Source organism: Olleya sp. ITB9 (assembly GCF_001315805.1).
GTDB classification, from domain to species: Bacteria; Bacteroidota; Bacteroidia; order Flavobacteriales; family Flavobacteriaceae; genus Olleya; species Olleya sediminilitoris.
In genome coordinates, this window is record NZ_BCBW01000020.1 from 40,912 (window position 1) to 50,084 (window position 9,173).

The window sequence follows — 9,173 nt, forward strand, 5'->3', positions numbered from 1 at the left end:
ACTGTAAGTAATAAAAAAAGGCAACCAAATGGTCGCCTTTTTTTATTACTACTATAATGCAAAATTGACATACAAAGACAATCGTTGTTTGGACTGTACATTATCACCAAATAAGTTTTGACTTACTGGTAAGGTGTAACTGGCTCCAAAAATAAATTTTTCGATAGCCAACTCTGTACCAATAGACGCATTTAGGATGCTACCATCGGTGTCTTTTAGTGTTTCTCCGTATTGTGTAATAGTATCATATCGATCTCCTGATAATCCAACAAATGGCATAATATTCATTTTTTCTTTAGGTATAGCAGTAAAAAAGTTAACTGCATAACTAAACTGATCTCCAAATTGGTAATCATTCTTGTTTTCTCCTTTTAGGTAATAACTTAATAAAGTGTTGACACCAAAAGTATCACTACCATAATTATATCCTACCGAAAATATACCATCTACACTCCCTGTTCCCACTTGAAAGCCAGGATTAATATTATCTGTTAAACGTTGTTCAAATTCGCCTGTTGGTAGCTTAACACCTAAACCAAACTGTAAACTGTGTCCTGAAGCTATTTTTTCGCCTGAAAAATTAATAACAGTTTCGTCTTCTTTTTTATAAAACACATGTTTGTACCAACCTATAATATTAGCATCTCCTATTCCGTTTAAGTTTTCTTTTATATTGTTAAAATCTCTAGTAAGATCCTGATAAGGTAAACTAGCGGTAACATAAAACGAATCGTTAATTGGTATTTGAGCCCAAACTTGATACGTATTAAAGGTTTCTTTACTTAATGGCGAATCTTCAAAAATTCCATTTCTTGATTCAAAATTTTGATAAATATAACGTACTCCAACAAAGTTAGCATTGCTTAGCGTCCCAAACCCAAAGCTTCCGCTACTGGTAGAACATCCACAAAGATCACACAACACTTGTAATGGTTGATGTGTTGTACAGGGACTTTTCAAGCTATGTGCTTCCGCTTTAGCGAAACCTAAAAACAGCACAATTAGTAGTATTTGTTTAAAATTCAGCAAAACGTTCATCTTCTAAAAATTGAGTATCGGTTAATGTTTTTAAAAAGGCTATTAAGCTTTCTTTTTCGTAGTCCGATAATGTAATTCCGTAAGTTCCGTCAGGTCTTAATAACTCTGGATCTACGTTACCATTATCTACTGCATTTGTATCATAAAAATTTAAAACAGCGTCTAGTGTAGAGAAACGTCCATCATGCATGTACGGATAAGACACCTCAACGTTACGCAAACTTGGGACTCTAAACTTATATAAATCATCAGGATTTTCTAACACGTTGTAACGTCCTTTATCATCTAATTGTGGGTTTACAGGTAAACCATTATTTCTAAAAGTTTGATCTGTAAACAAATCTGTTGCGTGACAAGTACTACATTTATTCTGGAAGGTATTTAATCCATCTAATTCTGTTGCGGTTAATGTTACATCATCTTCTTCTCTTACATATTTATCGTATTTTGAGTTGGAAGATACCATCATTAACATAAACTGAGATAATGCTTTTAGCATGTTTTCAGAGTTAACTTCACCATCATCAAAGGCTATCCCAAATTGTTCTTGATAATAACTATCGGCTTGTAATTTATTAATAACATTACTTAATGTTTCATTCATTTCTACCTCACTAGTTAGCGGTATTATTGGCTGTAAATCTAGATGTGTAGAGGCTCCATCCCACATAAACGAGGTTTGATAGGCTAAATTTTGGATGGGTTGTGCGTTTCTTAAACCAACAGCTCCATTTACACCATGACTTAATGTGTGTCCATGATGTGTAAATGCAAATGCTTGCTCATGACAAAATGCACAAGGTATTGCTCCGTTAGATGATAGTTTACCATCGTAAAATAACGTTTTACCTAACTCAAACCCTGCGTCTGTAATTGGATTATTATCTAAATTGTAGGCTAAGTCCGGAAAATTAGTCGGCAATTCCATTTGTAAGGGTATTGGCACATACTTTTCTTGTGATGAGTTATCAGAACAGGAAAAAAAAGTAACCAACCCTAAAATTAAAAGGCTTACTTTTTTCATTTTAATAAAATTTAATACACCATTATAAAATTTACAATGGTGTATTATTATTAGCTTTAATCGTTGTGTACGTGGTGTACTTCAAACATTGAAGAGATATTTGTAGCAATAATACCTGTAGTAAGCTCGTCGGTATGCACTTGATTATATCCATCTGCAAAATTTACTGATACAGTACCATCAAATACCTTAGCAATATCTGCTTTTATGTGTACTTCTGGAGATTTATCTGTTCTTACCAAAACAGTATTAGGAAAATCTAAAGTTACTTCTTTATAATTATCTAAAGAGTTACCTACACTTCCCATGTGTATGTTTAATGGCTCATCAATAACAGTACTAGTTGTGTAAGTTCCGTCTAATCTAATAAACTTATAACCAGTAGCCCAACTCCACATCATACCTTTTTCGTCTGCTAAGTCTAAAAAGTCCCCTTGTCCTTCTGCTCCTAACGCAAAACGTTCTTGATCTATACCTACACCAAAGGTTACAGACACGTAGTCTGCTGCATCTACATTATCTAAAGTGATGTAAATTTCGCCTGCATTATTACCATCTTCTTCATCAACAATAAATACGTTATCTTCAGTTGGATACATAAATACATCTCCATTGCTATCTGTAAATCTTACATTACTGATAATATATTTTACATTCTCTAGCTTAAAAGATTCTGAATTTGATTTATTGTAAGACGTAGAGAATAAAAAATCTTGATCTCCTACTCCATTATCATATTTTAATGTTAATGATCCTGTTTGTCCTGATAAATCTTCAGTTGATGTTGCGTCATCGTCTGATGAACATGCTGATATTACTGCACACGCTAGTAGTGCAAATGTGTATTTTAATAATTTCATTTGTATAATTTTTATTTTAAATAGTAAGTTATTAAGCCTTATTAGGCTTAGGTCGATAAATAAAAATTAAGCAATTGGAGGTTTAAAATGAACATAATCAAAGTCAAAAGAATAACTCTGATTGTAAGCAACGTTTACAAGATTGTCTAAGTCTGTTGACAATACTTGTTGCTGATCATAATTATAAGTTGTATAAAATACTGGAAAAAAAGACTCTGCTAAAGAGGTTATTCCTTCAGAATTTATGCTATCTGCAGTTGCAGATTGAAGTTGTTTAGCTAAATGACACTTACCATTACAGGCTAATTTTGGTTTTTCTTTATTAACGCAATAAGTATCTACAATGTAATCTATGTTTAACTGAAAATAAGCCACATAACCAACGTAATACATTGGACGTATAGCAAATGATAAAAACAATAATATTGTAAATAGCTTTTTCAGAAAAATAAAATTTTGGCAAAGTTACATTATTAAGACGTCTTTTTTTAATTAATCTTGTGCATTAACACAAAAAAAGCGACCAAATAGGTCGCTTTTTTTAAATTTTATTTTTTTAAGGGTTTAAATAAATTAAACACTGGTCTAGTTTTGGGTTTTGCTGTACTAAAGACTGTATGTAAACTTTAAGTTCTTCTACCTCATATGGTAAAAGGCGTTCTAGGGCTTTTTGTACTTCTTTGCAAAACAACGTAGTATCAAAACTAACCTTTTGTAGTACAGTTTTAGTGTACTCAAACATTGCTCTTGCCATAATTAATTATTGGATTTGGTTAAATTAAAGTAGTGTTATACTATAGGCAAACAGTTTAAAAGTTTCGATTAAAGGTAATGAAAAAATATTATTCAAAACTTACTGACTTCAAATTTTAACAGTTAAAACAAAGTTAAAACAGTAAAATCAGAACCTATTATCACCATCTAACAAATCTCCTAAACCTCCTAAAATACTACCTTCGCCTTTACTTTTACCACCACTTGGTACGCTTTGTAAAACACGTCCAGCCAATCTACTAAATGGTAAAGATTGTATATAAACAACACCTGGACCTTCAAGCTTGGCAAAAAACAAACCTTCACCTCCAAAAACAGTGTTTTTAATACCACCAACAAACTCTATATCATAATTTACATCTTGTGTAAATCCAACAATACATCCTGTATCTACTCTTAATGTTTCGCCTGGTTTTAAGACTTTTCTAGCTAAAGTTCCACCTGCATGTACAAATGTTAATCCATCACCTTCTAATTTTTGCATGATAAAACCTTCACCTCCAAACAATCCACGACCAAGTTTTTTACTAAACTCAACACCTACACTTACACCTTTAGCTGCACATAAAAAAGCATCTTTTTGGCAAATAAATTTACCGTTGTACTCTAACAAATCAATTGCTACAATTTTTCCTGGATAGGGAGAAGCAAAACTAACCTTACGTTTTCCGGTAAGATTGTTGTAAAAAGCAGTCATAAAAAGACTTTCTCCTGTTAAAAGACGTTTTCCAGCACCAAAAACTTTTCCTAAAAAACCTGTATCTTTTTGAGATCCATCACCAAATATAGTTTCCATTTTAATGCCATCGTCCATCATCATAAAGCTACCTGCTTCAGCTATAACGCCTTCTTCTGGATCTAATTCGATTTCTACATATTGCATTTCTTCACCAAAGATTTCAAAATCAATCTCGTGTGCATTTAAGTTATTGTTTGGTATTTGGTCTTTTTGATACATATTATTAAGGGTTTAATTTATTTATATGTTGCAAAGGATTCTGTTTTGTTACAAAATCTATTAGTTTTTAACTTTTATAGACCATTCAAAATTAAAAGTAGATACTACTACTCCATCTTTATTGGTTCCTATAGATTGCATCCAAAAGGCTTGACCTTCTCCTGTTTTTATAGCTTCAGCTAAAGCTGCATCTACTTTAGCTCCATCATTACAGACAAACGTAATTTTTCCTGTAGCCTTTTTTGTAAATGTGGCGTTATTACTAGTTACAAGCATGGATACTTTTTTACCAGAATTTTTAATTTTCATGATCATTATAGCTCCAGTTGAAAACTCTGCTGCCATACCTTGAACAGCCCAAAACATAGATTTAAATGGGTTTTGATTAATCCATTTATGTTTTACTGTCGTTATACATTGTGCTTCGTTTAATACTTTAGTACGTACACCACACAAGAAAGCAGATGGTAACTTAAACATTGTAAAAGTATTGAGTTTACTAGGAGTCATCTTCATTATATAAAATATTTTTCAGCTAAATTATTGAAAATAATTGAATTACCAACATGTTAAAAAAATGTTAATTTTTAGTACTTTGTATTGCATAATACCTTTTTAAAGATATATATTTGCATAAGAAACTATTATATACTTTTAAATCATGGTAACTAATCACCACAAAAACATCGCTACTTTTATACATTTATCCACCTTTGCTAGGTTTATATTTCCGTTTGGAAACATTATTGCGCCTTTAGTTTTATGGATAACTAATAAAGAAAAGTCTGATTTTGTAGATACACATGGTAAACAAGCTATTAATTTTCAGTTTAGTATTTTGTTATATGTAATAATAATTGGTACATTATGCATTCCTTTTTTTGCTTTTAGTTTGTTTAATCATTTAGACATTTTAGACTTTAATTATTTTAGTGACATTAGCATAAAAGTAAATAGTCCCTCTCCATTATTTTATATCTGCGGAACATTTACATTACTAGCCATATTAGGGTTTATATTAGAAATTGTATTTATTATCAATGCCAGTTTAAAAGCTAGAGATGGAGAGGATTACAAGTATCCTTTTACCATTGAATTTATCAAATAACCATCATCAATCAATCAATCAAATCATCAAAAAACGAACAGTTAATTATGAAATCAATTACACAATTATGACAGTAACATCATCACATACTTTATTAATATATACTGATGTCTATGATGCAAAATGCATAAGACTTGTAACAAACATTAGAAAAGACTTATGAAAATAGAAAATACTAAAGCACAAATGCGCAAAGGTGTTCTTGAATACTGCATTTTGTCTGTATTAAAAGACGAAGATGCTTATGTTGCCGAAATTTTAGGCACATTAAAAGACGCCAAACTGCTAGTTGTTGAAGGCACAATATATCCTTTATTAACACGACTTAAAAACGCAGGATTACTTAGCTATCGTTGGGAAGAGTCTACTTCTGGACCACCACGTAAATATTATGGATTAACAGAAACAGGTCAACTTTTTTTAAAAGAATTAACCACGACTTGGGACGAATTACAAAACGCAGTTAATATAGTAACATCAATTAAATCAACTAAAAAATGAATAAAACAGTCAACATAAATTTAGCAGGTATCTTTTTTCATATAGATGAAGATGCATACTTAAAATTACAACGCTATCTGGAGGCTATAAAACGTTCATTTACTGACTCTCAAGGTCGTTCTGAAATTATTGCTGATATAGAAATTAGAATAGCTGAATTGTTTTCTGAACGCATGAAAACAGATCGTCAAGTTATTGGAAATAAAGAAGTAGATCAGGTTATTACCATTATGGGACAACCTGAAGATTACCTTGTTGATGACGAGATATTTGAAGACGAACCTAAAACCAAAACCTCTAGATCTAAATCATCCAACAGTAACTCTAAAAAACTATTTAGAGATACTGACAATAGTTATGTTGGTGGTGTAGCCTCTGGATTATCTTACTACTTTAATATTGATGTTGTTTGGATCAGATTAATTTGGGTATTACTAATTTTTGGAGCTGGAACAGGTGTGTTTTTATATATCTTATTATGGATATTTATTCCTGAAGCAACTTCTACTTCTGACAAGATAACCATGACAGGAGAAGAAGTCACGATTACAAACATTGAAAAAAAAATTAGAGACGGATTTGACAGCGTTTCTGAAAACGTAAAAAACATAGACTTTCAGAAACATGCAGACAAGTTTAAAGAAGGTTTTGACCAAGCCTCAGATAGTATATCAGACTCGGTTAAACGTATAGATACCAATAAAATAAAATCTAGTAGCAAATCATTTTTTGGAAGTTTAGGTCAAGTATTTTCATCTGTATTTAAAGTGTTTTCTAAATTTATTGGTGTCGCTCTGGTTGTATCTTGCGTCGCAGGAATTATAGCGCTTTTAATTGGTTTAATTTTCGGAACCTTCTTTGAAGCCGACTTAAGATTTTTTGATACTAATTTTGTAAATGGATATAACACTGAAGCTGGTCCTTTTTGGATGTTTCCGGTATTAATATTTATTGTTAGCGTTATTCCAATTATCTTTTTTATTTACTTAGGATTAAAAATCTTGGTAAATAACCTAAAACCAATGGGTATTGTTGCCAAATATAGCTTAATTGGATTTTGGATATTAGCAGTAATTGGCTTAGCTGTAATTAGCGCTAGACAAGGTTTAAGTTATAAAGAAGAAGCTGCAGTAGTTAAAACAACGCCTTTTACTTCAATCAAAACTAATGACACCTTAGTAGTTAGCATGAATTACAACGATAGTTTTGCTGATCGTTTTAGACGTGATTATGGCTTACAAAAGGCACACGATGATAATGGTAATCCAATAATTTTCTCGCAAGGCATCAGACTAATCGTAAAATCTACTAAAGACAGCGTTGCTAAACTAAGAGTAGATAAATCGGCTAGAGGTACAAATTATAATATTGCAAAAGACAGAGCAAGAAATATACAATATAACTACAGGTTAACTAACAACAATTTAATTTTAAATAATTATTTTACAGTCCCTAACGATGCAATATCAAGAGATCAAGAAGTTGAACTAACATTATTTTTACCTGAAGGAACAATTTTATATGCAGAAGAAAGCACTTACAATTACCACAGAAACAATACACATTATTACAATGATATTTTAAACAACGGGATGGAAGAACACTATTTGTTAGTTAAACGCTCAAAATTGTTATGCCTAGATTGTGATAACCAAAACAATGATGTAAACCATCAACAAATTAACACTAAACCTTTAATTAATAAAAATAACAGCAATGATGTTAATAAACCTGAAAACACAGAAACTATAATTGAAAGCGAAGGTACTGAAGTTAGTACCGAAAATATTAATGTAACTATTGATAATAAAAACGGAATTAACATCACACCAAAAGACTAATAATTAATCATCAATCAAAAACCAAACGTTATGATTACTGTAATCGAGTACATAGTAACAACCCTAGTGTCTATATTTTTATGATACACATTTAAAAACCAACCAAAAAAAACCATCTCACTTTTTCCTTAACAAAAAGTTTGGGATGGTTTTTGATTATATTTGTACACAAAAAAATTTACAGATAAATGACAAAACGCTTACTTACACTAATTTTTACATTCATAACTATTACAGCTTTTGCTCAAAAAAAGGAAAAAGTAAAAGGTAGTCGTGTATTAACCAAAGTTGCAACCCCTTTACATAGTTTTAAACGCTTAGTTTTAAACGAAGATTTTGAAGTTAACTTAGTTAGATCTGACTCTACTAAAATAGAAATCACTACAGACGAAAATCTGCACGAATACATTAAAATTATATCTCAAGACAGTACTTTAAGCCTTAAAACTACAGCTAGACTTCAAGAAAAAAGATTAGATATAACTATATATTATAATGATTTTTTGAATACCATCGAGTTAAATGAAGATGCAGAAATCCTTTCTAAAACAAGTTTAAAATTTAAAGATTTAACCTTGACAACCACTTCTAGTTCTGAAGCTTATTTAACTATAGAAAGTGATTTGTTTAAACTAATTAATAATGATAAAGCTAAAGCTGAATTAAATATAACTGCACAATCTGCAACTTTGGAGTTAAACGGAAGCAGTAAAGTCGAAGCTTTAATAAACGCGTCCAAAATTGTTGTAGATATGCTAGAAAGTGCTAATGCAAAAATTGAAGGTGATACAAAAAACTTAATACTTAACATAGATAACTCTTCAGATTTTACAGGAGAAAATCTAACAGCTAAAAACACTAATCTGACTACTGCTAACAGAGCTGAAGTTAGCGTTCAAACAACTTCAGAATTAGTTATTAATGCTTCAGGATCTTCAATTATAGAAACTTTTGGAAGTCCAAAAATTATAATTGAATCTTTTGAAGATAATGCAATCTTAAAAAAGAAATAATTATAATAATACCAATAAAAAAAAANATATAATATCGTTTACTGATTTTGATTAGA

The 9,173-nt window shown here is 30.9% G+C and carries 11 protein-coding genes; 4 read left to right on the forward strand and 7 right to left on the reverse strand.

Annotation, left to right across the window (positions count from 1 at the left end; genetic code table 11):
- Positions 1-51: 51 nt before the first annotated feature.
- From ITB9_RS06030 to ITB9_RS06060, 7 genes are all read right to left on the reverse strand, one after another.
- Positions 52-960 (reverse strand): hypothetical protein, encoded by a 909-nt coding sequence (locus tag ITB9_RS06030; RefSeq protein WP_261975563.1) that lies wholly within the window; start codon positions 958-960, stop codon positions 52-54.
- Positions 961-1,015: 55 nt separating this feature from the next.
- Positions 1,016-2,062 carry a cytochrome-c peroxidase gene (locus ITB9_RS06035; RefSeq protein ID WP_054851547.1) on the reverse strand — a complete coding sequence of 349 codons (1,047 nt, stop codon included), beginning with the start codon at positions 2,060-2,062 and terminating at the stop codon, positions 1,016-1,018.
- A 56-nt stretch (positions 2,063-2,118) separates the two neighbouring features.
- The gene (locus tag ITB9_RS06040) at positions 2,119-2,922 is read right to left on the reverse strand and encodes an MbnP family protein (protein ID WP_054851548.1); all 804 of its coding nucleotides are present in this window, start codon (positions 2,920-2,922) and stop codon (positions 2,119-2,121) included.
- Between the two features lie 66 nt (positions 2,923-2,988).
- Positions 2,989-3,342 carry a hypothetical protein gene (locus ITB9_RS06045; protein ID WP_148638382.1) on the reverse strand — a complete coding sequence of 118 codons (354 nt, stop codon included), beginning with the start codon at positions 3,340-3,342 and terminating at the stop codon, positions 2,989-2,991.
- A 136-nt stretch (positions 3,343-3,478) separates the two neighbouring features.
- A complete protein-coding gene (locus ITB9_RS06050; RefSeq protein ID WP_028290479.1) occupies positions 3,479-3,676 on the reverse strand; it encodes a hypothetical protein in 198 nt (65 codons plus the stop codon).
- A 147-nt stretch (positions 3,677-3,823) separates the two neighbouring features.
- Positions 3,824-4,654, reverse strand: coding sequence for a TIGR00266 family protein (locus tag ITB9_RS06055; RefSeq protein WP_036598879.1), 831 nt, complete (start codon positions 4,652-4,654; stop codon positions 3,824-3,826).
- 60 nt (positions 4,655-4,714) lie between these two features.
- Entirely contained in the window at positions 4,715-5,170 is a 456-nt protein-coding gene (locus ITB9_RS06060; RefSeq protein WP_028290481.1) for a DUF4442 domain-containing protein, read from the reverse strand.
- A 145-nt stretch (positions 5,171-5,315) separates the two neighbouring features.
- Here ITB9_RS06060 and ITB9_RS06065 point away from each other — a divergent pair, with 145 nt between their 5' ends.
- The 4 genes from ITB9_RS06065 (at position 5,316) to ITB9_RS06085 (ending at position 9,117) form a co-directional block, all read left to right on the forward strand.
- Positions 5,316-5,762 carry a DUF4870 domain-containing protein gene (locus ITB9_RS06065; protein ID WP_054851550.1) on the forward strand — a complete coding sequence of 149 codons (447 nt, stop codon included), beginning with the start codon at positions 5,316-5,318 and terminating at the stop codon, positions 5,760-5,762.
- A 159-nt stretch (positions 5,763-5,921) separates the two neighbouring features.
- Positions 5,922-6,263, forward strand: coding sequence for a PadR family transcriptional regulator (locus tag ITB9_RS06075; RefSeq protein WP_028290483.1), 342 nt, complete (start codon positions 5,922-5,924; stop codon positions 6,261-6,263).
- On the forward strand, positions 6,260-8,104 hold the full coding sequence (locus tag ITB9_RS06080; RefSeq protein WP_054851552.1) for a PspC domain-containing protein: 1,845 nt from the start codon (positions 6,260-6,262) through the stop codon (positions 8,102-8,104). Before ITB9_RS06075 ends, ITB9_RS06080 begins: the two co-directional genes overlap by 4 nt.
- Positions 8,105-8,292: 188 nt before the next feature.
- The gene (locus ITB9_RS06085; protein WP_028607783.1) at positions 8,293-9,117 is read left to right on the forward strand and encodes a GIN domain-containing protein; all 825 of its coding nucleotides are present in this window, start codon (positions 8,293-8,295) and stop codon (positions 9,115-9,117) included.
- The last annotated feature ends 56 nt before the right edge of the window (positions 9,118-9,173 follow it).